This window comes from Cellulomonas sp. IC4_254, from assembly GCF_011603975.1.
Lineage (GTDB): Bacteria > Actinomycetota > Actinomycetes > Actinomycetales > Cellulomonadaceae > Cellulomonas.
On record NZ_JAANNB010000030.1, the window covers coordinates 1 to 25,757 of the forward strand.

Sequence of the window (25,757 nt, forward strand, 5' to 3'; positions counted from 1 at the left end):
GTCCCGTCGTGGCCCACGCCGCCGACGACCGGCTCGGACGCGCCGACCGCGGCCTACCCGACCACGCCGACCTCGGCGTACCCGACGTCGTCCCCGTACGGCGCCCCCGGCTCGGGCACGCCCACGGCCGCGTACCCGACGTCGTCGCCCTCCGGCGCCCCGGGCTCGGACGCGCCCACCGCCGCGTACCCGACCGCCTCCGCCGGCACCCCGGACGCGCCGACCTCGGCGTACCCGGCCTCGTCCCCCTACGCCGCCCCGGACGCCTCCGCGGCCGGCGAGGCCCGGCAGGGCACCGGGTACCCGGCCGCCGGCGGCTCCCCCGCGTACGGCGGTCCCGCCGGCGACCCGTCGCAGCAGCAGGGGTCCGGCTACCCCGCGCCCGGCGGCTACCCCGCCCCCGGCGGCGGCTACCCGCAGCCGGGCACGCCGTACCCGCAGCCCGGCGGCGGCTACCCGGGCGGCGGCTACCCGCAGGCGCCGTACTCCCCGAACCAGTACCAGGCCGCACCGAAGACCGACGGCGTGTCCATCGCCGCGCTCGTCACCGGCATCCTGTGGACCGGCGTCGTGGCGGTCGTCCTCGGCATCATCGGCCTGCGCCGCACCAAGAAGAACGGCACGCAGGGCCGCGGCCTCGCGATCGCCGGCATCGTGCTCGGCGGTCTGGGCGTGCTCAGCTGGATCGTCCTCGGCGTCACCATCGGCACCGCGGTCGTCTCGCACAACAACCACATGGCCTCGCTCCGGTCCTCCTGCGAGTCCGGCGACATGCAGGCGTGCGACGACCTCTTCTACGACGCGCCGTCCGGCTCGGACGACGAGGAGTTCGGCGACACCTGCGGCGGGCGCACCGACGGCAGCACGCTGTGCACCTCCGTCGACCCGACCCGCTGGGCGTACGGCGACGACGCCGAGCTCGACGCCCTGTGGGACTCCTGCGCGGCCGGCGACCTCGCCGCGTGCGACTCGCTGTGGTCGGAGGCCCCGTCGGGCTCCGAGTACGAGGAGTTCGGCAGCACCTGCGGCGGCACGACCGACGGCACTTCGTTCTGCGACTCGGCCGCGACCGATCCGGGCACCGACGAGGGCACCGACCTCGGCAGCAGCACCGGGGCGACGACCTACGGCGACGACCCCGAGCTCGACGCGCTGTGGGACGCCTGCGAGGCCGGCAGCGGCACCGCCTGCGACGACCTGTACTGGGCGTCCGACTTCGACACCGACTACGAGGCGTTCGGCTCCACCTGCGGCAACCGCGTGGAGTACGCGGTGAGCTGCGCCAGCGAGATCGGCGACTGACCGACCGCGCGACGTACGACGCGGGGACGGCCCCGGGGCAGCACGCCCCGGGGCCGTCCTGCGTCCCGGGGCCGAGGCGTCCGCGAGGGCGCGGCGGGCCGCCGCGGTCAGCGGTCGACGGGCCCCAACCAGGCGTTCGCGACCGTGCCGTGCGCCGACTCGTCGTCCGACGGGTGGAACAGCCCCGCCAGCACGTCCCGGTACAGCCGGCCGAGCTCGCTGCGCGAGAAGTACGACCCGCCGCCGGAGACCCGGATCGCGCGGTCCACCACCTCGCGGGCCGTCTCGGTCGCCCGCACCTTCAGGCCGACCACCTTCGCGAACCACAGCGCGCCGTGGTCGACCGCCTCGTCGACGTCCCGGGCGAGCGCCCACACCTGCGGCTCGATCCCGTCCTGCGCGATCGCCGCGTCCGCGACCCGCCACCGGATGTCCGGGTCCTGCGCGTAGCTGCGGCCGTCGTTCTTCATCGACGTGCGCCGGTGCGCCGCGGCGACCGCGAGCTCCAGCGCGCGCCGGCCGATGCCCGTGTACACGGCCGCCAGCAGGATCTCGAACACCTGGAACAACGCCAGGACGTACGGGTCGGCGCTCGGGCCCGGCGGCAGCGCGCGGAACACCCGGTCCGGTGCCGCGTACGCCCCGTCGAGCACCGTCGTGCAGGACTGCGTCGCCCGCATGCCCAGGGTGTCCCAGTCGTCCTTGGTCTCGACACCTCCGTCCGCCCGCGCGACGACGCCGTGCACCAGGCGCGGGCCGTCCGGGTGGTCCGCGTCGAGCCCGAAGGTGGCGAGCCGGGTCCACACCGGCGACAGCGACGTGAAGATCTTCGTGCCGTGGTACCGGTAGCCGCCGTCGGGCTGGCGCTCCGCCCGCGTCCGCGAGCCGAACATCACCAGGTCGTTGCCCGCCTCCGAGTTCCCGAACGCGAAGACCTCCCCCGCCGCCGCGTCGCGCAGCACGAACGCCAGCGAGTCGTCGCCGCGGGCGGCCAGCACGGACGCCATCCCGGTCACCACCAGGTGCATGTTCACCGACAGCGCCGTCGCGGGCGCCGCCCCGGCGAGCCGCACCTGCTCGCGCGCGACCTCCTCCAGCGACAGCCCCGCGCCCCCGAGCGCCTCCGGCACGAAGGCCCGCAGGTAGCCGGCGTCGCGCAGGTCGTCCAGGTCCGCGTGCGGGAACGTGTTCTCCCGGTCGTGCACCGGGGCGCGCTCCGCCACGCGGGCCAGCAGGTCGTCGGTCAGCAGCGTGCGTGGCGCGGGGGTACGGGTCATGCGGCTCACTCTGCCACCGCGACCGGACCACCCGGGCCGGGACGGGGCGCGGCGTGCGGCAGGATGGCGGCATGGCCACCTTCGCCGTCCGCTACACCTACGACCAGCGCGCCGACCTGCAGGACGAGGTCCGGCCCGAGCACCGCGCCTACCTGCGCGGCCTCGCCGACCGCGGCCTGCTCCGCGGCTCCGGCCCGTTCACCGACGGGGACCCCGGCGCGCTGCTCGTGTTCGAGACCACCGACGTCGCCGCCCTCGAGGTCCTGCTCGCCGACGACCCGTTCGCGCGGGCCGGCGTCATCGCCGACGTCGAGATCCGGGCGTGGAACCTGATCCTCGGCCCCTGGGCGTCGCCGGGCGCCTGACCGTCGTCCGCCGGACCCGCGCGACCCCGGCCGCCGGCCCGCTCAGGACCGGCGGTCGGCGTCCCCGGCGGGCGCCGTCGCCGCGCGCCGCTCGTCCCGGCGCGCCGCCGCGATGCTCGTCACCGCCGTGAGGCCGAGCGTCACGACGATCACCGCCAGCGACACCCAGGACGGCAGCTCGGGCGCCCAGCCCACCGGCTCGCCGCCGTTGACGAACGGCAGCGAGTTCTCGTGCAGCGCCTGCAGCACGAGCTTCACGCCGATGAACCCGAGCAGCACGCCCAGGCCCACGTTGAGGTAGCGCAGCCGGGTGAGCAGCCCGCCCAGCAGGAAGTAGAGCTGCCGCAGGCCCATCAGCGCGAAGACGTTCGCCATCAGGACCAGGTACGGCTCCTGCGTGAGGCCGAACACCGCGGGGATCGAGTCGAACGCGAACAGCAGGTCCGTCGCGCCGATGGCGACCAGGACCAGCAGCATCGGCGTCACGTGCCGCCGGCCGTCGACCTTCGCGGTCAGCCGGACGCCGTCGTAGCCGTCGGTCGTCGGCAGGAACCGCTGCACCACCCGGACCAGCGCCGGCGCCCTGTAGTCCTCGGCCGCCTCGTCCGCGTCCTCCCCCACGCCCTCGCGGGCCACCTTCACGGCCGTCCACACCAGGAACGCGCCGAACAGGTAGAACACCCAGGAGAACGACGCGATGGCCGCGGCGCCGATCCCGATGAAGATCCCGCGGAACACCAGCGCCAGGATGATGCCGATGAGCAGCGCCGTCTGCTGGTACTGCCGCGGCACGGCGAACCGGCTCATGATCAGCAGGAACACGAACAGGTTGTCGACCGACAGCGAGTACTCGGTCAGCCAGCCGGCGACGAACTCGCCCGCCGGGCCGCCGCCCCACACGAGGGCGACGACCACGGCGAACACGAGCGCGAGCCCGATGTACATCCCGAGGTACCGCAGGCACTCCGCCGTCGTCGGGATGTGCGGCCGCCGGCCGACCACCGCGACGTCCACGACGAGGACGGCGGCGGCGAGGCCGAGCGACACGATCCAGACGAGCGGCGAGACGTCCATGCGGGGGTCAGTGCTCCTTGCTGGCGGCGGGCTCCTGCTCGTCCGTCAGGGCAGGAGCGGCGTCCCGGTCGCGCCGGGTCTTGGCCAGGCTCGCGACGGTCGCGACGGCGAGCGTACCCAGGATCACGAGCAGCGACAGCCACGTCGGGATCTCCGGGGCCCACTCGATGTGCTCGCCGCCGTTGATGAACGGCAGCTCGTTCACGTGCATCGCGTGGAAGACGAGCTTGAGGCCGATGAACGCCAGGATGAACGCGAGGCCCTTGTTCAGGTACACCAGGCGCTCCAGCAGCCCGCCGATCAGGAAGTACAGCTGGCGCAGGCCGAGCAGCGCGAACGCGTTCGCGGTGAACACGATGTACGGCTCCTGCGTCAGCCCGTAGATCGCGGGGATCGAGTCGAGCGCGAACAGCACGTCCGTGGCGCCGATCGCGACCATGACGACGAGCATCGGGGTGATGAACCGCTTGCCGTCGATCTTCGTCGTCAGGCGGTCGCCGTGGTACTCGTCCACCGTCGGGAACACGCGCTTGAGCAGCCGGACCGCGAGGCCGTCCTTCTCCTCGCCGGCATGGGCGAGCTCGTCGTCGTCGTGCTTCTCCTTGGCGAGCTTCACGCCGGTGTACACGAGGAACGCGCCGAAGATGTAGAACACCCAGGACCACTGCTCGATCGCCGCGGCACCCAGCAGGATGAACACGGTCCGCAGCACCAGCGCGATCACGACGCCGACGAGCAGCACCTTCTGCTGGAACTCCCGCGGCACCGCGAACTTCGTCATGATGATGAGGAACACGAACAGGTTGTCGACCGACAGGCTCTTCTCGGTCACGTACCCCGCGAAGTACTCCGTGCCGTGGTCCCAGCCCCACACGAAGCCGAGCCCCACGCCGAACACGATCGCCAGGCCCACGTACACCGCGGACCAGATGGCGGCCTCGCGGAACGACGGCGCGTGCGGCGTGCGCACGTGCGCGAAGAAGTCGAACAGGATCATCCCGACGATCGCGACGGCGGTCGCGATCCAGACCCACAGGTCGACGGACATAGAGCATTCCTCCGGTACAGACGGCTGAAGATACGGCTGAGTACCGGAGGTCTCTCCCACCCGTGACCGGGCCGACGTCCCGGGTCGGCGTCGTCGACGACCGTGATGACGGGGGCGTCGTGTCGGGATACTCCCCTCCACTGCGTGCGCAAGCATAGGTCATCGGTCCTACGTGCACGCGGCGGCGGCGCTGGTACGTCGTGTGACGCGGGTCATGACGCGCGGACCGGCAACCCGCTCGGCCGGGAGGCCGTACCGTGCGGGTACCGACCAGGTCAGACCCGGACGACGGAGCGAGCGATGCACAGCACGACCCACCGAGCCCGGCAGGACCGGCTGTTCGTCCGCCGGGTGCGCGCCGCCGTCGGGGGCCTGCTCGGCGCCGATCTGCTGGGACCCGACTGCCCTCCCGGCGAGTACGACGACGTCGTCGACCGGGCGATCGCCGTGCTCGGCGCGGACCGGACCGACCTGGTCGGCGCGGTGAACGCCATCGCGGCAGCGCTCGCCGAGTCCCGCGGCGAGGCGATGTACCCTGCGTGTCGTCGCGACGTGGTGCGCTACCTGGAGGACCTGACCTCGGGGTGGCCCGAGTAGCCGCCGGACGCGGACCTGCAGCCGGCTTCGCGCGCTCCTGCTCGGGTGGGGGTCGCGCCGGACGCGCAGCACCGGACGATCGACGGCGTCGAGACCGTCGTGACATGAGGTCGGAGGCGACCTGCCCGCACGTTCCCGCGCGCGGCAGGGTGAACCATCCCCGGTTCCGCACCGCCGCACGGCGCCCGCGCGCTACCGTCCGGCTGTCACGCCCGGTGCGGCGTGGCCGTCCGGTGCGCGGCGTGCGTCCCGCGCGGACGTGCGGCTGAGGGAAGGGATACTCGTGGCCGCTCGGAGCGGGCCTCCGCGCCCGATGCCCCCACGGGCCACGACCGCGACGCTGCGCAGGACCGTCCTCCCGGCGGCGTTCGTCCTGTCGGTCGTCGGCGCTTGCGGGCTCGTCCCCTCCGACCCCGAGCCGCCGCCCGTGGGCCTGCGGCTCGACGACGACGTCCTCACGGTGCTGATCCCCCGGTGCCCCGGGGAGCAGGTCGTCGCCGCCAGGGTCGAGACGCAGGCGGCAGACGGCTCGTGGCAGCCGGTGTGGCACGCCACGACGTTCGGCGGCGACGCGGCCGACGGTGTCGAGCTGGCCGAGGGCGCCTGGGAGCACACCGAGGGCGACTACGCCGATCCCGGCGGGCTCGTGGGCATCGCGGTCGACACCTCTCACGCCCTGTACGGCGCCGGGAGAGTCGACCTCGACGACCTGCGCGGCCTGCCGCCGGGCGAGTACTCCGTCGACTCCGGCGTGGGCGACGCCCAGGAGTACGCCCGCCTCGTCGCGGACTTCCCCTGCCCCGGATCGGGGTCCGACACGTCAGCCCTGACGCGGTGAGGAGGACCTGGCCGCGCGTCCGCACGGCGGCGGGCGGGGACGCGCTGACGGCGGCCGCGCCCCGGACGCCGTGGCCGCGCCCAAGGGACCACGGTGGAGATGCGGTGCCGCGGACCTCGGCCGATGCGCGCCCCGGCGTTCCCTGCTCTGACCCCGTCGGCCGCCGGGCACCGCGATGCCGCTGAACCCCCCGCCCGCCGACCCCCGCGACCCACGGCTCGACCCCTTCCGCGATCGGGCCGGAGTGCTGACCGTGGACGGGGCACGTGTCGGCGAGGTCCTGCTCCGGCGCCAGGTGTTCACGCCCAGGGTCGGCGGGCTCCTGTGGTGGAGCCGCTGGGGCGACTCGGTCGAGACGATCGAGGAGCGGGTCGTGCTCGACGACGGGCGCGATGAGGACGCGCTCATCCTCCCCGCAAACCTCGACGCCGTGATCGGTCAGTGGGCTTCCGGCGCGGTCGAGGCCCTGGGGCAGAAGTTCCGGGTCGAGTGGGTGGCGCGCGACGATCGTGAACCCGGCGCGCCGTGACCGCGCGGGACGAGCCAGGACCAGATCCGACAGACCTTCTCGACCCGCGACGACGCCCGCCTGCTGCGGGCCTCGGTGCTCTCCGGTCCAACCAGCCGGGGGCGCTCACCGCGTGGACGACCACGTCCTCCCGATCACGTCACGCAGAACTCGTTGCCCTCGGGGTCGGCCATGACCACCCACACGCCCTCGCGCGGGTCGTCGACCTCGCGCAGCACGGTGGCGCCGGCCTCGACGAGCGCGGCGGCGTGCTCCTGGGCGGCGGCGAGCTTCGCCGCGCGGTCCTCGCGGTCGACCCCCTGGGCGGCCGAGTAGCGGACGTCCAGGTGCACGCGGTTCTTCACGGTCTTCTCCTCCGGCACCCGCTGGAAGAACACGCGCGGTCCGGCGCCGGCCGGGTCCACGACGGCGTACGCCTGGTCGCGGTCCTCGGGCGGGAGACCCCAGGCGTCGAGCGCCGCGTCCCACGAGTCGAAGCCCGCCGGCGGCGGCTCCTCGACGTAGCCGAGCGCGAACGCCCAGAAGGCGCCGAGGGCGCGCGGCGACCGCGCGTCGATCACAACCTGCACCTCGAGGGCCATGCGTGCCTCCGATCGTCGGTGGTGCGCCCGCGCCCGGCCGGGTGAGCGGGTCCAGCGCCGGGCCCGGGGTCAGGCCGTCGCGGCGTGCATCTGCCGCAGCTCCTTCTTCAGCCCGGAGATCTCGTCGCGCAGCCGCGCCGCGAGCTCGAACTGCAGCTCGCCCGCCGCCACGTGCATCTGGTCGGTCAGGTCCTGGATGAGGCCGGCGAGCTCCCCCGCCGCCGCACCCGCGAGCTTGGTCCGCTCCGTCGGGGGCCCGGCCTTGGACCCGAGCCCGGGCACCGGGGCCTTGCCGCGGCTGGCCTGCCGGCCCGCGCCACCGAGCAGCTCGGCCGTGTCCGCGTCCTCACGCGCCAGCAGGTCGGTGATGTCGCCGATCTTCTTGCGCAGCGGCTGCGGGTCGATGCCGTGCTCCGTGTTGTACGCGATCTGCTTCTCGCGTCGGCGGTCCGTCTCGTCCAGCGCGAGCTGCATCGCGGGCGTGATCTTGTCCGCGTACATGTGCACCTCGCCCGACACGTTGCGGGCGGCGCGGCCGATCGTCTGGATCAGCGACTTGCCGGAGCGGAGGAAGCCCTCCTTGTCCGCGTCGAGGATCGCGACGAGCGACACCTCGGGCAGGTCCAGGCCCTCGCGGAGCAGGTTGATGCCGACGAGCACGTCGTACTCGCCCATGCGGAGCTCGCGCAGCAGCTCGACGCGGCGGAGGGTGTCCACCTCGGAGTGCAGGTACCGGACCCGGACGCCCTTCTCCAGGAAGTAGTCGGTGAGGTCCTCGGCCATCTTCTTGGTCAGCGTCGTGACCAGGACCCGCTCGTCCTTCTCCACCCGGGTGCGGATCTCGTCCAGCAGGTCGTCGATCTGGCCCTTCGTGGGCTTGACCACGACCTGCGGGTCGACCAGGCCGGTCGGGCGGATGATCTGCTCGACCACGCCGTCCGACATGGCCAGCTCGTAGTCGCCGGGGGTCGCCGACAGGTACACCGTCTGGCCGATCCGCTCGACGAACTCCTCCCAGCGGAGCGGGCGGTTGTCCATCGCGCTCGGGAGCCGGAAGCCGAAGTCGACGAGGTTCCGCTTGCGGGACATGTCGCCCTCGAACATCGCGCCGATCTGCGGGACCGTCACGTGCGACTCGTCGATGACGAGCAGGAAGTCCTCGGGGAAGTAGTCGAGCAGCGTGTTCGGCGCCGTGCCGGGCGCGCGGCCGTCGATGTGCCGCGAGTAGTTCTCGATGCCGGAGCACGAGCCGATCTGGCGCATCATCTCGATGTCGTAGGTGGTGCGCATGCGCAGCCGCTGCGCCTCGAGCAGCTTGTTCGCGCGCTCCAGGTCCTTGAGCCGCTCCTCGAGCTCGTGCTCGATGCCGTTGATCGCGCGCTCCATGCGCTCCGGGCCGGCGACGTAGTGCGTCGCCGGGAACACGTGCACCTGCTTCTCGTTCCGCACGACCTCGCCCGTGAGCGGGTGCAGGGTCTGGATCGCCTCGATCTCGTCGCCGAAGAACTCGATGCGGATCGCGAGCTCCTCGTACACCGGGATGATCTCCACGGTGTCGCCGCGCACCCGGAACGTGCCGCGGGTGAACGCCATGTCGTTGCGGGAGTACTGCATCGACACGAACTGGCGCAGCAGCGCGTCGCGGTCGACCTGGTCGCCGACGTCGAGCGTCACCATCCGGTCGACGTACTCCTGCGGCGTGCCGAGGCCGTAGATGCAGGACACCGAGGCGACCACGACCACGTCGCGCCGGGTGAGCAGCGAGGACGTCGCGGAGTGCCGGAGGCGCTCGACCTCGTCGTTGATCGACGAGTCCTTCTCGATGTAGGTGTCCGTCTGCGCGATGTACGCCTCGGGCTGGTAGTAGTCGTAGTACGAGACGAAGTACTCGACCGCGTTGTTCGGCAGCAGCTCGCGGAACTCGTTGGCCAGCTGAGCGGCCAGCGTCTTGTTCGGCGCCATCACCAGCGTGGGGCGCTGCAGCTCCTCGATCAGCCAGGCCGTCGTGGCCGACTTGCCGGTACCGGTGGCACCGAGCAGCGTGACGTCCTTCTCCCCCGCCCGGATGCGCTGGGCGAGCTGCGCGATGGCCTGCGGCTGGTCGCCGGAGGGCTTGTACTCGGACACCACCTCGAACGGGGCGACGGTGCGCTGCAGGTCGGTCACGGGACGCATGCGTCAACCGTACGACGGACGTCTGACACACGCCCCGGCCGAGGGGCCGGGTTCGCCGAGGGCGTGGCGGCGGAGGAGGTCCCGGCCGACCGCCCGGCAGGTCAGGCCAGCGTGCCCGCCGCCAGCCGGACGTCCTCGGTCGTCCGGAGGGCCGCACGCAGCACGGCCCGCAGGCCCTCGGCGGTCTCGGCGACCCCGAGCGACGCCGCGCCGTCCGGCACCTGCTCGGGCAGCCGGGGCACGTGCACGAACCCGCCGCGCGCCCCCGGGGCGTGGCCCGCGGCGAGCTGGTCGGCGAGGGCGTACGCGACGGTGTTGCACACGAAGGTGCCGGCGGTGTTCGACACCTCGCCCGGCACGCCCGCGTCGCGGAGCGCCGTCAGGCAGGCCTTGACCGGCAGGGTCGAGAAGTACGCGGCGTCGCCGCCGGGGACGACGGGCACGTCGACGGGCTGGGCGCCGTCCTCGTCGGGGATCCGCGCGTCCTGGACGTTCACGGCGACGCGCTCGACCGAGACGGCCGCACGGCCACCGGCCTCGCCGACGGCGACGACGAGGTCCGGCCGGACGTCGAGCAGGAGCTCCGCGAGGCGGCGCGGGGCGCGCGCGAAGGAGACGGGCAGCAGCGCGGTCACGAGAGCGGCGCCCTCGGCGGCCTCGTCCCACGAGCCGGCGACGGCGCGGACGGCGGCCCACGAGGCGTTGACCTCCTGCTGCTCGAACGGCTCGAAGCCGGTCAGCAGCACGGTCGGCACGGAGCCTGCGCTCACGGGGCGTCCACCTCCTGCTCGTCGTGCCGCTCGGCGGCGAGCCGGTCCCACAGGGCGTCGACCTGCTGCTGCAGGTCCTCGGGCGCGCCGGAGCCGTCGAGCACGACGTCCGCGACCGCGAGCCGCTCGTCGTCGGTGGCCTGCGCGGCGATGCGGCGCTCGGCCTCGTCGCGGTCGAGGCCCCGGGTCCGCACCAGCCGCTCGACGCGGAGGACGGCCGGGGTGTGCACCAGGACGACGAGGTGGAACGCGTCGGCGCGTCCCGTCTCGACGAGCAGCGGGACGTCGTGCACGACGACGGCGCCGGGGTCGGCGGTGGCGGCGGCGGCCTCGCGCTCGGCGGCGAGCCGGCGCACGACCGGGTGCACGATGCCGTTGAGCCGCTCGCGCGCGCCCGCGTCGGCGAAGACCACCGCGCCGAGCGCGGGCCGGTCCAGGGTGCCGTCGGCCAGGAGGACGCCGTCCCCGAAGGCCTCGACCACGGCGGCGAGGCCCGCGGAGCCCGGGGCGACGGCGTCGCGGGACAGCAGGTCGTAGTCGATGAGGACGGCTCCCCGCGCGGCGAGGCGCTCGGCCGCGACCGACTTGCCGGCCGCGATCCCCCCGGTCAGTCCGATGCGCTGCATCGCCCCATCGTGCCGTGCCCGGGCGCAGGACCGCACCTCACCGCGCGGACCCGGTCCGCCGGCGGCGCAGCTCCCGCAGGTTGTCCCCGACGACCCAGAGGCACGCGACGACCTGGACGCAGGCGATGACGAGCGGCAGGGCCCGGTCGTCCTGGGCCGCGAAGACCGCGAGGACGACGCCGCAGGCCGCGGAGACGGCCATGGCCACGGCGGAGGTCCGGAGCCTGCCGGTCGGGGCGTCCGCGGAGCGCATGACCCGACTGTGCCAGAGCCGGCCGGGGCCGCGCAGGCGTTCGGCCGAGGTCAGCCGCGGGTCACCGGACGGTGTGGCCGGTGGCGCGGAGGTGGTCCTTGACCTGACCGACGGTGAGCTGCCCGAAGTGGAACACGCTGGCCGCGAGGACGGCGTCCGCTCCCGCGTCGGCGGCGGCGGCGAAGTGCTCGACGGTCCCGGCGCCACCGGAGGCGATGAGCGGGATGCGCACCTCGCGCCGGACGTCGCGCAGCATCTCGAGGTCGAAGCCGGCCTCGGTGCCGTCGGCGTCCATGGAGTTGAGCAGGATCTCCCCCGCGCCGAGCTCGGCGGCGCGCACGGCCCAGGCGACGGCGTCGATGCCGGTGCCGGTGCGCCCGCCGTGGGTGGTGACCTCGTAGCCGGAGTCGGTGCGGGTGTCGCCGGCGACCCGCCGGGCGTCGACCGACAGGGTGAGGACCTGGCTGCCGAACCGGTGCGCGATCTCGGCGATGAGCTCGGGCCGGGCGATGGCGGCGGTGTTGACGCCGACCTTGTCGGCGCCGGCGCGCAGGAGCCGGTCGACGTCGTCCGCCGACCGGACGCCGCCGCCGACGGTGAGCGGGACGAAGACCTCCTCGGCGGTGCGCCGGACCACGTCGTAGGTGGTCTCGCGGTCGCCGGAGGAGGCGGAGACGTCGAGGAAGGTGACCTCGTCGGCGCCCTCGGCGTCGTAGCGGCGCGCGAGCTCGACCGGGTCACCGGCGTCGCGCAGGTTCTCGAAGTTGACGCCCTTGACGACGCGGCCGGCGTCGACGTCGAGGCACGGGATCACCCGGAGGGCGACGGACACGCTCACTCCCCTTCCGGCGCGGCGGTGGCGCTCGGGTCGCTGCCGGCCGCCGCGGGGCTGCGGGTGGCGAGCAGGTCGATGACGAAGACGATGGTCTGCCCCTGGAGCTCCTCGCTCTGCGTGGCGCCGAGGGCGTAGGACGGCGGGACGACGACCATCACCTGGCTGCCGACGGTCTGCTCGACGAGCGCCTCGGACCAGGCGGGCACGTCCTCGAGCGGGAAGGTGTTGGGGCTGCCGTTGGTCCAGGTGGAGTCGAACGCCTCGCCGGTGGACCAGACGAAGCCGGTGTACTGGACGGTGATGACGTCGCCCTCGGACACCTGGGTGCCCGTGCCCCGCAGGAGCGGCTGGACGACGAGGTCCGAGGGCGGCTCGGTGCCGGTGGGCGCGAGGGACGGGGCGCCGTCGTCGTCGAGGGTGACCGCGGGCATGCCCTCGCGCGGGGCGACGGGCTCGCCGGACGCGCGGATGGGCAGCACGTCGAGGACGGTGACGGTCGGGTAGGACGAGGCGCTGGCGTCGGACGCGGGGCTGAGCTGGAGCAGGCGCGCGCCGACCTTCTGCCCGGAGAGCGTGGCGTACAGGTCCTTGCCGAGGTCCTCCTCGGTGAGGAGCCGCGGGGTGGGGCTGGAGCTGTAGGACTCCTTGACGAGGGACGCGTCGGCGGCGTCCTCGAGCCAGAAGTCGAGCAGGACGGGCCGGCCCTCGACGAGGTCGGGGCCGGAGCCGGGCCAGACGACCTCGTGGGTGGCCTCGGTGATGCTGAGGGGCGTGCGGTAGGTGACGGTCGGCGCCGCGCCGGCGTCGCCGGTGACGACGACCTCCGGGGGCTCCGGCTCCTGCGAGGAGCAGGCCGCGAGCAGCAGCATCGCCGCGGCGGCGCAGGCGGCCACGAGTCGTCGCACGTCGTTCCTTCCGAGGGTCCTGCACGGTGCGCGCCCACTGTACGGGTCCGCGCGGGCCCCCTCGGACGCTCCCGGCGGTCAGGTCCGGTGAAGACCTGCCGGGGGCGCCGTCACATGGACTCGATGAGCCGCTCCACCCGGTCGTCGACGCTGCGGAAGGGGTCCTTGCACAGCACGGTGCGCTGCGCCTGGTCGTTGAGCTTGAGGTGCACCCAGTCGACGGTGTAGTCCCGTCGGGCCTCCTGCGCGGCCTGGACGAACTCGCCGCGGAGCTTGGCGCGGGTGGTCTGCGGGGGCACGGAGGTGGCCTCGAAGACCTCGACGTCGGTGGTGACGCGCTCGACCAGCCCGCGCTGGGCGAGCAGGTTGTACAGCCCCTCGGTGCGGGAGATGTCGTGGTACGCGAGGTCCATGCGGGCGACGCGGACGTCGGACAGGTCCAGGCCGTGCTTGGCGCGGTACCGCTCGATGAGCCGGTACTTGATCACCCAGTCGAGCTCGCGCTCGACGAGGGACAGGTCGCCGGTGCGCAGGGCGCGCAGCCCGCGCTCCCAGAGCTCGAGGACCTGCTTGACCTCGGGGTCGGCGTCGGTCTCGGCGGCGACCCAGTCCTGGACGCGCCCCAGGTACTCCTCCTGGAGGTCGACGGCGGTGACCGTGCGGCCGCTGACGAGGGTGACCGGGTGCATGCCGGTGACGTCGTGGCTGATCTCGCGGATGGCCCGGATCGGGTTCTCGAGGGTGAGGTCGCGCATGGGCAGGCCGGCCTCGACTAGCCGCAGCACCAGGTCGGTGGACCCGACCTTGAGCATCGTGGTGGTCTCGGACATCGAGGAGTCGCCGACGATCACGTGCAGCCGGCGGTAGTGCTCGGCGTCGGCGTGCGGCTCGTCGCGGGTGTTGATGATCGGCCGGGACCGGGTGGTGGCCGAGGACACCGACTCCCAGATGTGGTCGGCGCGCTGGGACAGGCAGAACACGGCGCCGCGCGGGGTCGCGAGGACCTTGCCGGCGCCGGTGAGGATCTGCCGGGTGATGAGGAACGGCACGAGGACGTCGGACAGCCGGGAGAAGTCGCCCTGCCGGCGCACGAGGTAGTTCTCGTGGCAGCCGTACGAGTTGCCCGCGGAGTCGGTGTTGTTCTTGAACAGGTGGATCCGCCCGGACAGGCCCTCGTGCTCGAGCCGCTGCTGGGCGTCGGCGACGAGGCCCTCGAGGATCCGCTCCCCCGCCCGGTCGTGCGTGACGAGCTGGCGCCAGTCGTCGCACTCGGCGGTGGCGTACTCGGGGTGCGAGCCGACGTCCAGGTAGAGGCGCGAGCCGTTGCGCAGGAAGACGTTGGACGAGCGCCCCCACGCGACGACCTTGCGGAACAGGTACCGGGCGACCTCGTCGGCCGACAGGCCGCGGCCGTCGTCCGCGGCGCAGGTCACGCCGTACTCGGTCTCCAGGCCGAAGATGCGTCGGTCCATGGGGTGGCTCCTCAGGGCAGGTCGGGTGCTGCGGCCGAGCCCAGCAGGTCCTCGAGGACCACGCCGGACAGGCGCCGGAACGCGCGGCGCGGGCGCGTGCGGTCGAGGACCGCGACCTCGAGCTGGGCGGCGGGGATGACGCGGCGGTCGTCCTCGTCGGCCCCGTCGGCGGGCGCGCCGAGCACCCGGACGGCGAGCTGGAGCACCTCGGCGAGCGGCATGCCGGGCGTCCAGGCGTCGGCGGCCTCCTGGCGCAGCCGCTCGGCCTGGCCGCCCATGACGACGAAGCCGCGCTCGTCGGCGACGGAGCCGTCGTAGGACAGCCGGTAGATCTGGTCGGTGGCGGCGTCGGGACCGACCTCGGCCACGACGATCTCGACCTCGAGCGGCTTGGACTCCGTGGTGAAGACGGTGCCGAGGGTCTGGGCGTAGGCGTTCGCGAGGCCCCGAGCGTTCACGTCCCGGCGGTCGTACGAGTAGCCGCGCAGGTCGGCGTACCGGACGCCGGCGACACGCAGGTTCTCGAACTCGTTGTACTTGCCGACCGCGGCGAACGCGATGCGGTCGTAGATCTCGGACACCTTGTGCAGCGCGCGGGACGGGTTCTCGGTGGCGAACGCGATGCCGTCCTCGTAGGCCAGGACGACGACGGAGCGGCCGCGGGCGATGCCCTTGCGCGCGTAGTCGGCCCGGTCCTTCATCAGCTGCTCGGGCGAGACGTAGAAGGGCATGCTCATCGCGTCGGGTCCTCCTCTGCGCGGGCGCGGGCGTGCTGCTCGGCGCGGTCGGCGAGCACCCGGGCGACGACGTCCCCGAGGTCGGCGTCGCCCACCCGCAGGTAGCCGGCGGCGGTGACGGTGGCGACGACGGGCCAGATCCGCCGCGAGGTGTCGGGGCCGCCGGTGGCCGAGTCGTCGTCCGCGGCGTCCACGAGGGCCTCGACGGCGAGGCGCACGGCCTCGTCGGCGTCCAGCCCAGGTCGCCAGAGCTTCTTGAGGGAGCCGCGCGCGAACACGGAGCCGGAGCCGACGCTGTGGTGCTGGTGCTCCTCGTACCGGCCGCCGGTGACGTCGTAGGAGAAGATCCGCCCGGTCCCCCGGTCGAGGTCGAAGCCGGCGAACAGCGGGACCACGGCGAGGCCCTGGAGGGCCAGGCCGAGGTTGCCGCGGATCATCGTGGCGAGCCGGTTGGCCTTGCCGTCGAGCGAGAGCAGAGTGCCCTCGATCTTCTCGTAGTGCTCGAGCTCGAGCTGGAACAGCCGGACGAGCTCGACGGCGAGCCCCGCGGTGCCGGCGATGCCGACCGCGGAGTAGTCGTCGGCCGGGAACACCTTCTCGATGTCCCGCGAGGCGATCTGCGAGCCCATGGTGGCGCGCCGGTCGCCGGCCATGACGACGCCGCCGGCGAACGACAGCGCGACGATCGTCGTCGCGTGCGGGGCGCTCGCGCCGGGGCTCACGTCACCGACGGGCAGCGGGGTGCGCCGCCCGGGCAGCAGGTCCGGGGCGTGCTGGGCGAGGAAGTCGACGAAGGACGACGACCCGGGGGTGGTGAACGCCCCGGGCAGCCGTCCCGCCGGGATCAGCGGGTCCGTCGGCACGCGTCACTGCCCGCCCTTCTGCACGAACCCGCGCACGAACTGCTCCGCGTTGGTCTCCAGGACGTCGTCGATCTCCTCGAGGAGGGCGTCGACCTCGGCGTCGCGCTGCTGCGCGACCGCTGCGGCCTGCTCGACGTCGGGCCCGTCGACCGGCTCGTCGTCCTCGCGACGGTCCCGAGCGCGCTCCTGACCAGCCATGTCCACCTCCGGCGGTAGTCGGGCACGGGCCGCGCGCGCTGGGCGTGCGACCCGCAGTGCCACCACCCTAGGCCCTGGTCGGCGCGCATTCCCGTGGGGCCGGTGCGCGTCGTGGCCGGAGGTCAGGACCCGAGCGCCGCCAGGAGGCTCGCGACGTCCGGGGAGGACTCGAGCAGGTCCTCCACGTGCGCCCGCGTGCCGCGCAGGGGGTCCCGCATGGGCACGCGCTGCAGGGTGGGGGCGCCGGGCACGTCGAAGACGACGGAGTCCCAGCTGGCCGCCGAGACGTGGGCGCCGAACCGGGCGATGGTGCGGCCGCGGAAGTACGCGCGGGTGTCCTCGGGCGGGGTGCTGACGGCGACGCGCACGTCCTCGTCGGTGACGAGCCGCTCGACGGCGCCGGCGTCGACCAGCCGGTGGTAGAGCCCGCGCTCGGGCCGGACGTCGGACCACTGCAGGTCGACCGCGGCCAGCCGGGGGTGGTCCCAGTCGAGGTGGTCGCGGCGGCGCAGGCCCTCGAGGAGCCGCATCTTGGCGAGCCACTCGACCTCGCGGGCGCAGGACGCCGGGTCGGTGGCGAGCCGGTCGAGCAGGGACCCCCATCGGGCCAGGACGTCGGCGGTCTGCGCGTCGGGGCCGTCGCCGGTGCCGACGGACCGGCCGATCGCGGTGCGGACCGCGGCGAGGTACTCCTGCTGGATCTCGATCGCGGTGAGCAGCCGGCCGTCGGCGAGGTGCAGCCTGCGGGTCAGCGTGAGGTCGTGGCTGACGGCGTGCACGGAGCCCACCGGGTCGGCCAGGGCGAGGCGGTCGAGGGACCGGCCCAGGTCGGCGGCGGCGCCGTCGGCGATGCGCTCGATGAGCCACAGCACGAGGGACGTGGTGCCGAGCTTGAGGTAGGTCGCGACCTCGAGCTGGTTGGCGTCGCCGATGATGACGTGCAGCCGGCGCCACTTGTCGGGGTCGGCGTGCGGCTCGTCGCGGGTGTTGACGATGGGCCGGCGCAGGGTGGTCTCGAGGCCGACCTCGGCCTCCATGTAGTCGGCGCGCTGGGACAGCTGGAAGCCGGCCTCCTCGCCGCGCTGGCCGAGGCCGACCCGCCCGGCGCCCGTGAACACCTGCCGGGTGACGAGGAACGGCGTGAGCCGCGCGGCCAGGTCGACGAACGGTACGGACCGCTCGACGAGGAAGTTCTCGTGGGTGCCGTAGGTCGCGCCCTTGCCGTCGACGTTGTTCTTGTAGAGCGCGACGTCCGGCAGGGCCGGGGTGGACGCCAGCGCCCGGACGGAGGCGAGCATGACCAGCTCGCCCGCGCGGTCCCAGCGGACGGCGTCCAGCGGGTTGGTGACCTCGGGCGAGGAGTACTCCGGGTGCGCGTGGTCGACGTACAGCCGGGCGCCGTTGGTGAGGATGACGTTGGCCGCGCCCGGGTCCTCGTACTCCTCGACGAGCGACCGCGCGACCTCCTGCGGGCCGTCGGCCGCCCCCGCGTCGCCCGACGGGGCCGGACGGGCCGGGTCGTCGGTGAGCAGCGACGGGTGGGCCGAGGCCCGCTGGAGGTGGAAGCCCCGCGCGTCCTGCAGCGGGTCCTCGTCGTCGTAGTCCCAGCGCGCCTTCGCCCGCCCGCCCTGCCGGGCCGCCGCGTGCACGGCCACGACGTGGCTGGACAGGAGCATCGGGTTGGCGGTCGGACGGCCGGGCTGCAGCACGCCGTACTCGGTCTCGATCCCCATCACGCGGCGCACGGTCACGCGGCCCACCCTATGTCGGGGTGGGCCGCGCGCAGGGCGTCAGCCGTCGGCGCCGGGCCGGCCGCCGCCCTGGCCGCCCCCGCCCGGCTGGCCGCCGCCCATGCCGCCCATGCCGGCGGTGTGCTCCCCCGCGGTGACGGTGAGGACCTCGGTCGCGCCGGAGGCGTCGCCGGTCGTGGTGTACCCGTCGACGGCCTCGCCGGACGCCGTGGCCCCCGAGACGACGGTGTACTGCTCCCCCGCGGTGAGGGCGGCGGCGGAGATCACCAGGGAGGTGATCTGCTTGGTCGGCGTGAAGGTCGCGACGACGGTGCCGTCGGCGTCGACCACGGCGAGCGTCGTGCCCGCGGGCTGCGCGGAGTCGAACGTCGCGGACACCCAGCCCTGGCCGTCGGTGCCCGGTGCCATGGCCATGCCCGACGAGCCCGCGGCGACGAGCGTGCCGCCCGTGACGGACGGGCTGCTGTCGGCGTCGATCGCGCCGTTGCCGTCGTTCGTCGGGCCGTTCACGACCACGGTGCCGCCGGACATGGTGAGCGTGCCGTTGGCGTCGAGGCCGTCGCCGCCCGCGTCGACGGCGACGGTGCCGCCGGTGATGGTGAGGCTGGCGGTGCCGGAGGACTCGCCCCCGGGCCCGGCCCAGTCGCCCTGGGCGTCCTCGGTGCTGCCCGTCGCGCTGCTGGCGGCGTTGATGCCGTCGTCCGAGGCGACGACGGTGATGTCCCCGCCGGCGAGGGTGATCGCCTCGGCCTCCAGGCCCTCGTAGGAGGTCAGCACGTCGACGGCGCCGCCGGTGACGTCGAGCGCCACGTCGGCGTGCACGCCGTCGTCGCCGCTGGACAGGGTGAGGTCGCCGTCGGTGATCGAGACGACCCCGTTGGAGTGCACCGCGTCGTCGGAGGCGTCCACGGAGACCGAGCCGCCCCCGACGACGACGCTCGCGGAGCCCTTGAGGCCCTTGGTCGAGGTCTCGTCGGTCGGCTCGGTGCCGCTGCCGCCGCCCGCGGTGACGTCGAGGGTGCCGCCGGTGACGACGACGTCGGTCTCGGCGTCCACGCCGTCGCCGTCGGCCGCCACGGTCACGTCGCCGCCGGAGACGACCACGAAACCCTCGGTCGCGTCGCTGTCGTCGTCCGCCTTCAGGCCGTCGCCGCCCGCGGTGACGTCGAGGGTGCCGCCGGAGACGACGAGGTAGTCCTTGCCGCGGATGCCGTCGTCCACGGCGTCGACGGTGATCTGCCCGGACTCGATCACGAGGCCGTCCTTCGACGCGATGCCGTCGTTCGCGTTGCCGGTGACGGTGAGGGCGCCGTCGCCGGTGAGCGTGAGGTCGGCGGTGCTGAACAGCGCGGCGTTCGGCGCGTCCTCGACGTCGGCGTCGGCGTACGTGGTGGCGTCGGTGAGCGCGTTCACGGAGCCGTCGGCGAGCTCGACCACCGCCGAGCCCGCGCTGCTGATCACGAGGGCGGCGCCGGTGGACGAGGTGATGTCGGCGCCGTCCAGGACCAGGTGCACGACCGCGTCCCCGGCGTCGACGACGACCTGGCCGTCGTCCAGGGTCCCGGAGATCGTGTAGGTGCCGCCGGCGGTGATCGTGACCACGGAGCCGTCCACGGTGACGCCGTCGGCGTCCGAGGTGGCCGTGTCGCCGTCCAGGGTGATCGTGCCGGTGGCGGTGCCCGCGTCCGCGACCTCGTGCACGTCGGCGTTGGCGGCGAGCACCTCCTCGGCCGTGGCGCCGGCGGTGACGGTGGTGCTCTCGCTCGTCGTGCCGGACGCGTCCGACGTGCCGGCGACGGCGTCGGCCGCGCAGCCGGTGAGGAGGAGGGACAGCAGGACGGCGGGGACGGCGATGACGCGGCGAGGTCGGCGCATGAGGGGCTCCTTCGTGGGGTTCAGGGGGCGCGCGGGTCGTGGGCGCGCGGGTCGGTGCTGCGGGGTCAGGCGGCGAGCGAGCGGCGCAGGGTGCGCCGCCACGGCCGGCCGCCCAGGGCCGGGTCCAGGACGACCAGGCCGGTGGCGTACTTCGAGATCCGGCTGGGCCGGTGGCCGAGCGCCCAGAGCGCGCGGTCCGCGGCGGACGCCCCGGCGACGCTCTTGGTCTCGACCACCGCGTGCGCGGGCACCGCGGCCGCGGACCGCGCGCCGAGCCACTCCAGCCCGGTGTCGACGGTGAGCCGCGCCCCATCGGGGAGGTGCAGGGTCCGGCGGCGGTACTGGGTGGTGAGCGTCGGGGCGAGCAGCGGCTCGTCCCCGGTGGGGTCGTCCGGGAGCGCGACCCCGTGCGCCCGCAGGGTGTCGACGACGAACCCGAGCGCGTCACCGACCTCGTCCCGGGCGCGGACGTCGTGCTCGCGCCGGTCCTTGACGGTGGTGCCGCGCGGGCCGCGGGTCTTCACCTCCAGCCAGCAGCCGCCGGTGTCGGTGTAGGTGCGGGTTCGGACCTTGTACCGGCGGCGCCGGCGCCCGGCGGCCAGGTGGAACGCGTCCAGGTCCGGGGTGTCGAAGTAGACCGACTCGTACCCGAAGGCGTCCCGCCCGTCGATCACCAGGCGGCGGGTGCCGTCCGGCAGGGCCGCCACCAGGTCGGGCAGGGCGTCGAGCGGGAGGACGTACTTGCGGTCGACGCGGGTCTGCAGCGCGGCCGTGGCCTGGAGCTCGTCGAGGCCGACGGCGGGCAGGCGGGCGAGGCGGGCGGCGAGCGGCGCGGCGGCGGGGGTCACCGGGACACCCCGGACAGCGTCGACGCGGGGTGCGCCGGGCCCGCGGGGTGCGCCGCGGGCGCACCGTCCGCGGCCGGCGCCGTCCGGACCACCGGCAGCAGGCCCGGACCGCCCGGCGCGGCCGCGGGCAGGGCGGCGTACCGCACGTCGACGACGGTGGTGTCGTCCACCAGGTCGAGCCGCTGCACGGTCGCGGAGTGCACCCGGGCGCCGAGCAGCTGCTCGAGGTGCGCGACGAGGGCCGCGTGCTCCCCGAACGCGCGGTCGACCACGACGACCTGCTGCCGGTAGCCGCGCAGCAGCCGCGGGTGGTCGCCGACGTACAGCGCCACCAGGACCATCGCCATGAGCACGAGCGCCAGCACGCCGAGCGACGAGCCGAGCCCGCCGATCAGGCCGAGGGCCAGCGCTGCGAAGTAGTACGCGACCTCGCGCTGGTCGATCTCCGAGGACCGCAGCCGGATGATCGACAGCACCCCGAACAGCCCCAGGCCCAGCCCCGCGCCGACGGTGCTGGTCGACAGCGCCCCGGCGACGGCGAGGACGCCGACGTTGACGCCGAGGAACGCGACGACGAGGTCGCGCCGGCGGTGCCGGGGGAAGTACAGGGCGAAGGTCAGGACGGCGATCGCGACGAGATCGGCGGCGAACAGGACGGCGGCAGGCATGGGCACCTCGCGGGTCGGGGATGAACGCCCGGTGAACCGGGTACGACCATCAAGCCGCGCGGCGCTGTGCGGTCCCTGTGCGCGAGCAAGGCCCGCCGTCTGAGTCGACGGCGGGCCCTGGTCGGAGCAGCGGGGTGGCGGTCCGCTACAGGTACTGCCCCGTGCTCTGCACGTTCTCGATCCGGCGCGAGGCCTCCTCGCCCTTCTTGTCCTGGACGATCGTGCGGATGAACACGATGCGCTCCCCCTTCTTGCCGGAGATGCGCGCCCAGTCGTCGGGGTTGGTGGTGTTCGGCAGGTCCTCGTTCTCCTTGAACTCGTCGACGCACGCGGTCAGCACGTGCTCGACGCGCAGACCGCGCTGGCCGGTCGCGAGCAGGTCCTTGATCGCCGACTTCTTCGCGCGGTCGACGACGTTCTGGATCATGGCGCCGGAGTTGAAGTCCTTGAAGTACAGGACCTCCTTGTCACCGCTGGCGTAGGTGACCTCGAGGAACCGGTTCTCCTCGTTCTCCGAGTACATCCGCTCGACGGCGCGGGCGATCATCGCGTCGACGGCCGCGGCGGTGGAGCCGTGGTGCTCGGCGAGGTCGTCGGCGTGGATCGGCAGGTCCGGGGTGAGGTACTTGGCGAAGATCTCGCGGGCGCCCTCGGCGTCGGGCCGCTCGATCTTGATCTTCACGTCGAGACGGCCGGGCCGCAGGATCGCCGGGTCGATCATGTCCTCGCGGTTGGAGGCGCCGATCACGATGACGTTCTCCAGGCGCTCGACGCCGTCGATCTCGGCCAGCAGCTGCGGCACGATCGTGGTCTCGACGTCGCTGGACACGCCGGTGCCGCGGGTGCGGAACAGCGACTCCATCTCGTCGAAGAACACCACGACGGGGTGCCCCTGGGAGGCCTTCTCGCGCGCCCGGGAGAAGATCAGCCGGATGTGCCGCTCGGTCTCGCCGACGTACTTGTTGAGCAGCTCCGGGCCCTTGACGTTGAGGAAGTACGACTTGGCCTCGGTGACCTCCTCGCCGCGGGCGCGAGCCGAGGTGGCGGCCAGCGAGTGCGCGACGGCCTTGGCGATGAGCGTCTTGCCGCACCCGGGCGGGCCGTAGAGCAGGACGCCCTTCGGCGGCTTGAGGCCGTGCTCGCGGAACAGGTCGGGGTGCAGGAACGGCAGCTCGACGGCGTCGCGGATCTGCTCGATCTGCGGGCCGAGGCCGCCGATGTCGGCGTAGTCGATGTCCGGGACCTCCTCGAGCACGAGGTCCTCGACCTCGGCCCGCGGCACCCGCTCGAACACGAAGCCGCTGCGGGCCTCGACCGTGAGGGCGTCGCCGACCCGCACCGAGCCGTCGAGCACCTGGCCGGCGAGGCGCACGACGCGCTCCTCGTCGCCGCGACCCACGACCAGCGCCCGCTCGCGCCCGATGAGCTCCTTGACCGTCACGAGCTCGCCGACCTGCTCGTAGCCGCCGGCCTCGACGACGGTGAGCGCCTCGTTGAGCATGACCTCCTGGCCGGGCCGGAGCCGGTGCACGTCGATGGCCGGGCTGGCGCCCACGTGCATCTTGCGGCCCGACGACACGACGTCGACCGTCCCGTCCTCGCGGGCGGCGAGGAACGTCGCGAACGTGCCCGGGGGCTTCGCGAGGTCGTCGATCTGGCGCTTGAGCTCGATGATCTGGTCGCGCGCCGCCACGAGCGCGTCGGACATGCGCTCGTTCTTGGCGGCCAGGAGCGCGAGCTCGCGCTGCAGGTCGCGGGCTGTCGGTTCCGTCATCGCCGGTACCTCCGATCGCGGGTCGACCTCACGGCGCTGTGGGGCTGTCGTGGGGAGACCCTAACCACACGTGTCAATCGCAGGGGCGGCGCCTCGCCGGGGCGACGGGAGGCCGCCGCCGGACCTCCGCCCGGGTCAGTCCGCCTCGGGGGCCTGGCCGACGTCGCGGCGCACCTTGCGCACCTTCTTGTCGGACACGGCGCGCTCGCCGAGGGCCTCGGGGGTCCACTCGGCGTCGGGCACCTCCTGGAAGGACCTGCTGGTCACGACGTCGCCGACCTCGTCGACGAGCGCCGCCTCGCCGGCCTCGCCCGGCTGCGAGCCCTTGGCCGGGCGGCGCTTGCGCAGCGGCGGCAGCACGCCGTCGGCGAGCCGGCGGGTGGTGAGCAGGAAGCCGGTGTGCCCGATCATCCGGTGCTGCGGGCGGACGGCCAGGCCCTCGAGGTGCCAGCCGCGGACCATCGACTCCCAGGCCTGCGGCTCGGTGTACCGGCCGTCGGCGCGGATGTCCTCGGCCAGCCGGGACAGCTGGGTGGCGGTGGCGACGTACGCGATGAGCACGCCGCCGGGCGCGAGCGCGGTCGCGACCGCGTCGAGGTTCTCCCAGGGCGCGAGCATGTCGAGGACGACCCGGTCGACCTCGCCCGGCGCCTCGGCGACCGGGAGCACGTCGGACAGGTCGCCGACGGACAGCCGCCACGCGGGGTGCGGGCCGCCGAAGAACGTCTCGACGTTGCCGCGGGCGATGGCGGCGAAGTCCTCGCGGCGCTCGATGGAGTGCAGCCGGCCGCCGTCGCCGACCGCGCGCAGCAGGGACATCGTGAGCGCGCCGGAGCCCACGCCGGCCTCGACCACCCGGGCGCCCGGGTAGATGTCGGCCATCGCGACGATCTGGCCGGCGTCCTTCGGGTACACCACGGCGGCGCCGCGCGGCATGGAGAGCGTGTAGTCGCTGAGCAGCGGGCGCAGCGCGAGGTACTCGACGCCGCCGGAGCTGGTGACGGTGGTGCCCTCGGGCGCGTCGATGAGCTCCTCGTGCCGGAAGTAGCCCTTGTGCGTGTGGAACGTGGCGCCCGGCGCGAGGGTGATCGTGTGCAGCCGGCCCCGGGGGTCGGTCAGCTGGACGCGCTCCCCCACGCGGAGCAGGCCGCGGCGCTGGTCGGCACCCGTCGGCGTGGGGGCGGCGGGCTCGGGCGCGGGGGTCTGCGCGGTCACGGGGGTCGATCCTAGGGGCGCAGCGCCGCGGCGACGTCCGCGCTGCGCACGAGGGCCACGACGTGGCCGTCCCGCACGGCGGCCGCGACGGGCGAGAACCGGGACACCGCGGCGACCGCCTGCACCAGCTCGGGCCCGCGCAGCGTCGCGTCCACGACGGCGCCTGCGGGGAGCGTCACCGCGACCGCGGTGAGCGGGACGTGCGCCCGGTCCGCGGCGGGGACGGCGTTGGCGGCCTGCGGGTCGACGTACGCCGCCGGGCGGCCGTCGGGGGCCAGCAGCACGACGGCGTCGGCGCCGGTCTGCCCGCGCGCGGCATCGGCCTGCGCGAGCACGGCCGTGGCCGGGACCCCGACGGCGCGGGTGCCGACGGCCCCGACGTGCAGCGCGTCGACGGCCCGCCCCGAGCGGGCGGACTGGACGGCCGCGGAGGCCCCGGACCACAGGAACGCGCCGACGAGCGCGGCCCACGCCACGGCCCACAGGTCGGGGCGCCCGCCGCGGAGCATCGGCACGAGGATCACCCAGGCGGCGAAGCCCACCGCGAACACCCGGCCCACCCAGCCCGCGACGAGCGTGCCACGCCGCCGGTCGCCCGTGGCCCCCCACACGACCGACTCCAGCACCATGCCGCCGTCCAGCGGCAGGCCCGGCACCAGGTTGAACAGGCCGACGAACGCGTTGCTGTACGCGGCGGCGAACAGGACGAGCGCCGGCAGCCCGAACGGGTCGACGGCCTGGGCGACGAGCCAGAGCACCCCGGCCAGCACCAGGTTGGCGACCGGGCCGACGACCGCGACCAGCCCCTCCGTGAACGGGGTGATCCGGCCGTGGAACGCCGTGTGCCCGCCGATCAGGGTCAGCGCGTACTCGCGGACCTGCAGGCCTCGGGCACGGGCCGTCAGGCCGTGCGCGAGCTCGTGCACCAGGACCGACAGCAGCAGGAGCAGGCCGACGACGAGCGCGACCACGTAGGTCGAGCCCGTCCCGAGGCCCGGCGCGCGGTACCGGACCGAGGGCGCGAACACCAGGGCGATCACCGCCACGACGAGCAGGCTGCTCGGGCTCAGGACGACCGGCGTCCCCGCCACGCGCCCGACGACCCAGCCCCGCGTTCTCTCTGCCACGGGGGAAGGCTACGTGGCGCGGGTGCGTGCGCGGGGCTGGGTCGTCGGGCGCGT

At 74.2% G+C, this 25,757-nt stretch carries 26 protein-coding genes; 5 read left to right on the top strand and 21 right to left on the bottom strand.

Translation table 11 applies throughout. The features are described from left to right. Positions 1–1,302, top strand: a 1,302-nt coding sequence (locus G6556_RS19100) for a DUF4190 domain-containing protein (RefSeq protein WP_205693061.1), incomplete at its 5' end; no start/stop codon positions are given. 107 nt (positions 1,303–1,409) lie between these two features. On the opposite strand, the gene G6556_RS05085 is transcribed toward G6556_RS19100, so the two are convergent. Next, entirely contained in the window at positions 1,410–2,579 is a 1,170-nt protein-coding gene (locus G6556_RS05085) for an acyl-CoA dehydrogenase family protein (protein WP_166939151.1), read from the bottom strand. Positions 2,580–2,650: 71 nt separating this feature from the next. On the opposite strand from G6556_RS05085, the gene G6556_RS05090 reads away from it, so the two are divergent. Beyond that, positions 2,651–2,944 (top strand): YciI family protein, encoded by a 294-nt coding sequence (locus G6556_RS05090; protein WP_166939153.1) that lies wholly within the window; start codon positions 2,651–2,653, stop codon positions 2,942–2,944. A 42-nt stretch (positions 2,945–2,986) separates the two neighbouring features. Here the strand turns inward: G6556_RS05090 and G6556_RS05095 are convergent, their stop codons facing one another. Further along, on the bottom strand, positions 2,987–4,018 hold the full coding sequence (locus G6556_RS05095) for a TerC/Alx family metal homeostasis membrane protein (protein ID WP_166939161.1): 1,032 nt from the start codon (positions 4,016–4,018) through the stop codon (positions 2,987–2,989). A gap of 7 nt (positions 4,019–4,025) precedes the next feature. Further along, positions 4,026–5,066 carry a TerC family protein gene (locus tag G6556_RS05100; protein ID WP_166939163.1) on the bottom strand — a complete coding sequence of 347 codons (1,041 nt, stop codon included), beginning with the start codon at positions 5,064–5,066 and terminating at the stop codon, positions 4,026–4,028. A 300-nt stretch (positions 5,067–5,366) separates the two neighbouring features. Here G6556_RS05100 and G6556_RS05105 point away from each other — a divergent pair, with 300 nt between their 5' ends. The 3 genes from G6556_RS05105 to G6556_RS05115 all read left to right on the top strand — a co-directional run bounded on the left by G6556_RS05105 (position 5,367) and on the right by G6556_RS05115 (position 7,030). Then, complete coding sequence (locus G6556_RS05105) at positions 5,367–5,663, top strand: hypothetical protein (protein ID WP_166939165.1); 297 nt, start codon at positions 5,367–5,369, stop codon at positions 5,661–5,663. A gap of 313 nt (positions 5,664–5,976) precedes the next feature. Next, entirely contained in the window at positions 5,977–6,501 is a 525-nt protein-coding gene (locus tag G6556_RS05110; protein ID WP_166939166.1) for a hypothetical protein, read from the top strand. Positions 6,502–6,745: 244 nt separating this feature from the next. Beyond that, positions 6,746–7,030 (top strand): hypothetical protein, encoded by a 285-nt coding sequence (locus G6556_RS05115; RefSeq protein ID WP_166939168.1) that lies wholly within the window; start codon positions 6,746–6,748, stop codon positions 7,028–7,030. A 134-nt stretch (positions 7,031–7,164) separates the two neighbouring features. On the opposite strand, the gene G6556_RS05120 is transcribed toward G6556_RS05115, so the two are convergent. From G6556_RS05120 to G6556_RS05205, 18 genes are all read right to left on the bottom strand, one after another. Further along, entirely contained in the window at positions 7,165–7,611 is a 447-nt protein-coding gene (locus G6556_RS05120; protein ID WP_166939170.1) for a VOC family protein, read from the bottom strand. A 69-nt stretch (positions 7,612–7,680) separates the two neighbouring features. Next, positions 7,681–9,786, bottom strand: a complete 2,106-nt coding sequence (gene uvrB / locus G6556_RS05125; protein ID WP_166939171.1) for an excinuclease ABC subunit UvrB — start codon at positions 9,784–9,786, stop codon at positions 7,681–7,683. A gap of 101 nt (positions 9,787–9,887) precedes the next feature. Continuing rightward, on the bottom strand, positions 9,888–10,556 hold the full coding sequence (pcp, locus tag G6556_RS05130; RefSeq protein ID WP_346774730.1) for a pyroglutamyl-peptidase I: 669 nt from the start codon (positions 10,554–10,556) through the stop codon (positions 9,888–9,890). Continuing rightward, entirely contained in the window at positions 10,553–11,182 is a 630-nt protein-coding gene (gene coaE, locus G6556_RS05135) for a dephospho-CoA kinase (protein WP_166939173.1), read from the bottom strand. Before coaE ends, pcp begins: the two co-directional genes overlap by 4 nt. A 37-nt stretch (positions 11,183–11,219) precedes the next feature. Beyond that, positions 11,220–11,435, bottom strand: coding sequence for a hypothetical protein (locus G6556_RS05140; protein WP_166939175.1), 216 nt, complete (start codon positions 11,433–11,435; stop codon positions 11,220–11,222). Between the two features lie 61 nt (positions 11,436–11,496). Beyond that, positions 11,497–12,267: an imidazole glycerol phosphate synthase subunit HisF gene (hisF, locus tag G6556_RS05145; RefSeq protein ID WP_166939176.1), complete on the bottom strand. Its 771-nt coding sequence runs from the start codon at positions 12,265–12,267 to the stop codon at positions 11,497–11,499. A 2-nt stretch (positions 12,268–12,269) separates the two neighbouring features. Continuing rightward, positions 12,270–13,175: an FKBP-type peptidyl-prolyl cis-trans isomerase gene (locus G6556_RS05150; protein ID WP_166939178.1), complete on the bottom strand. Its 906-nt coding sequence runs from the start codon at positions 13,173–13,175 to the stop codon at positions 12,270–12,272. A 110-nt stretch (positions 13,176–13,285) separates the two neighbouring features. Then, positions 13,286–14,647, bottom strand: a complete 1,362-nt coding sequence (gene pafA / locus G6556_RS05155) for a Pup--protein ligase (RefSeq protein ID WP_166939180.1) — start codon at positions 14,645–14,647, stop codon at positions 13,286–13,288. A gap of 11 nt (positions 14,648–14,658) precedes the next feature. Next, positions 14,659–15,384 (bottom strand): proteasome subunit alpha, encoded by a 726-nt coding sequence (gene prcA / locus G6556_RS05160; RefSeq protein WP_166939182.1) that lies wholly within the window; start codon positions 15,382–15,384, stop codon positions 14,659–14,661. Then, positions 15,381–16,232, bottom strand: coding sequence for a proteasome subunit beta (gene prcB / locus G6556_RS05165; RefSeq protein ID WP_166939198.1), 852 nt, complete (start codon positions 16,230–16,232; stop codon positions 15,381–15,383). The genes prcA and prcB overlap by 4 nt, the downstream gene beginning before the upstream one ends. An 18-nt stretch (positions 16,233–16,250) precedes the next feature. Next, positions 16,251–16,445: a ubiquitin-like protein Pup gene (locus G6556_RS05170; protein WP_166939183.1), complete on the bottom strand. Its 195-nt coding sequence runs from the start codon at positions 16,443–16,445 to the stop codon at positions 16,251–16,253. A 122-nt stretch (positions 16,446–16,567) separates the two neighbouring features. Further along, positions 16,568–18,196, bottom strand: coding sequence for a depupylase/deamidase Dop (gene dop / locus G6556_RS05175; protein WP_346774731.1), 1,629 nt, complete (start codon positions 18,194–18,196; stop codon positions 16,568–16,570). Between the two features lie 39 nt (positions 18,197–18,235). Further along, positions 18,236–20,071, bottom strand: a complete 1,836-nt coding sequence (locus G6556_RS05180; RefSeq protein ID WP_166939185.1) for a carbohydrate-binding domain-containing protein — start codon at positions 20,069–20,071, stop codon at positions 18,236–18,238. A 65-nt stretch (positions 20,072–20,136) separates the two neighbouring features. Beyond that, on the bottom strand, positions 20,137–20,919 hold the full coding sequence (locus G6556_RS05185; RefSeq protein ID WP_166939187.1) for a VTC domain-containing protein: 783 nt from the start codon (positions 20,917–20,919) through the stop codon (positions 20,137–20,139). Continuing rightward, complete coding sequence (locus G6556_RS05190; RefSeq protein WP_166939189.1) at positions 20,916–21,587, bottom strand: DUF4956 domain-containing protein; 672 nt, start codon at positions 21,585–21,587, stop codon at positions 20,916–20,918. The genes G6556_RS05185 and G6556_RS05190 overlap by 4 nt, the downstream gene beginning before the upstream one ends. Positions 21,588–21,732: 145 nt before the next feature. Then, complete coding sequence (gene arc / locus G6556_RS05195; RefSeq protein WP_166939190.1) at positions 21,733–23,361, bottom strand: proteasome ATPase; 1,629 nt, start codon at positions 23,359–23,361, stop codon at positions 21,733–21,735. 135 nt (positions 23,362–23,496) lie between these two features. Next, positions 23,497–24,576 (bottom strand): tRNA (adenine-N1)-methyltransferase, encoded by a 1,080-nt coding sequence (locus tag G6556_RS05200; RefSeq protein WP_166939192.1) that lies wholly within the window; start codon positions 24,574–24,576, stop codon positions 23,497–23,499. 11 nt (positions 24,577–24,587) lie between these two features. Then, positions 24,588–25,703: a site-2 protease family protein gene (locus tag G6556_RS05205; protein ID WP_166939194.1), complete on the bottom strand. Its 1,116-nt coding sequence runs from the start codon at positions 25,701–25,703 to the stop codon at positions 24,588–24,590. Positions 25,704–25,757 lie beyond the last annotated feature (54 nt).